The sequence below is a fragment of the Sandarakinorhabdus rubra genome, assembly GCF_010994245.1.
GTDB lineage: Bacteria > Pseudomonadota > Alphaproteobacteria > Sphingomonadales > Sphingomonadaceae > Sandarakinorhabdus > Sandarakinorhabdus rubra.
Genome location: NZ_WMHO01000339.1, coordinates 1 through 1,603, shown reverse-complemented (window position 1 = coordinate 1,603; position 1,603 = coordinate 1). Strand labels below are relative to the sequence as shown.

The following is a 1,603-nucleotide window of genomic DNA, read 5'->3' as shown; positions in this document are numbered from 1 at the left end:
AGCCCGCTGCCGTCACGGCGCCGGTCACCCTGCCAGCCGGCAGGCGGCACGGCGGGCTGGCCGGCGAGATCGCGGCCGATGCGATCCCCCACGCTGCCCGGCGCGCCGCGCTGCGGGCCGCGATTCCAGTTGCCATTCCAGCCCGGACGGTCGCCATAGCCATTCCAGCCGGGGCGGTGCCAGGACGGGCGGTTCCAGCCCCAGTTGCTCCAGCCCGGGTAGCGGCCAGCCCAACCGTTCCACGCCCAGGCCGGCGCCTGCCAGCCCCAGCCCCGGTCCCAGCCGCTGTTCCAGCCCCAATAGGGGCTGTGCTGCCAGCGGCTGCGGCCCCACCAGGTGGCACCATAATTCCATGGCAGCAGGCGGTTGCCAAAGCCGATGCTGAACAGGCTGGCCCGCGGCACCCACAACCACGACGGGCCGTACCAGCTGTTCCAGTTGTCATAGCCCCAGCCCGAACCGAACCCCAGACCCACGTTCCATTGCACCTGCGGCGGGATCGGCGCCCAGCCCACCACCTCGTCGGCCTCGCGCCATGCCACCCAGCTTGGGCCCCATGTGGTGCCGGGCACCCACAGCCAGCCGATCTGATCATCAAAGCCCCAGCGGCCATAATGATCGGTGGCCCAGCCCCAAGGATCGGCCGACAGCCAGAAGCGGTTCTCTAGCCAGCGGCCGTTCCGATAGGGGCGCCAGCCGGCCGCCGCCGCCGGCACGAAGGCCCGGCCCCAACGCGAGTCGACCCAGCGACCATGCGCGCCGAGCGGCTCATAGAAGACATCGATATCGGGCACATCCTCAGGCCCCCACAGGGCACCCGGCTGGTCCGGCCAGCTCGTGGCATAGCCGCCCATCACCGGCTGGTAGCCATCGGCATAGTCCGGCGCCCGGCCGGAGACATAGGAGGGCGTGGCACAGGCCGTCAGCGCGAGGGCCAGAGGCGCCAGAAGCAGAGTGGGCAAGCGGAGCATGGGCAAGCGGAGCATGGGCGCTGGGCCTTTGCGCAAGAGAGGGTGATAGGGTCACACAGGACCGCTGTCGCCAGCATGAACGTTGCAGTTTCGTTGCAGCGCTGGCTGGGCAGGCGTCAGCCCAGCGCCCTCCAGGCGACATAGAGGGCAGTGAGGATGACCATTGCGGCAAACAACCGGCGTGCGAGGGCGGCGCGCGCGGCCAACCGCGGCGCCAGCGGGCGGGCCAGCGCCACGCCGACGGCGCCGCCGGCGATCATGGCGATGAGCGCCGGGCCATCCACCCGCCCGGCCACCGCGTAGGTGCCAGCCGTGGCAACGCCGAACACCAGCACCGACAGGAGGGAGGAGGCCGCGGCATTGGCCAACGTCATGCCGGTGGCCGCCATCAGGCCGGGCACGATCAGGAAGCCGCCCCCGATCCCGAAGAAGCCGGCCGCCAATCCCACGCCCAGCCCGGCCGGCACCAGTTTCACCGTCATCGCCATGTCCAGCCGCACCGCCGGGTCGCCTTCGTTGCGCACCGGTCGCAGCATGGCCAGCCCCATGGCCCTTCGCAGCGCAAAAAGCAAGTGCGCCACCTTGGCAAGCCGCGCCAAAGCCGGCAGGTGTGGCGCCCGTTCAACAGGGGA

At 71.0% G+C, this 1,603-nt stretch carries 2 protein-coding genes; both read right to left on the bottom strand.

Features of this window, described 5'->3' with window-relative positions; translation table 11 throughout:
• On the bottom strand, window positions 1–962 hold a 962-nt coding region (locus GJV64_RS14205), incomplete at its 3' end, for a DUF6600 domain-containing protein (RefSeq protein ID WP_328799200.1).
• 125 nt (window positions 963–1,087) lie between these two features.
• Entirely contained in the window at window positions 1,088–1,543 is a 456-nt protein-coding gene (locus GJV64_RS14200; RefSeq protein WP_235927775.1) for a sulfite exporter TauE/SafE family protein, read from the bottom strand.
• Window positions 1,544–1,603 lie beyond the last annotated feature (60 nt).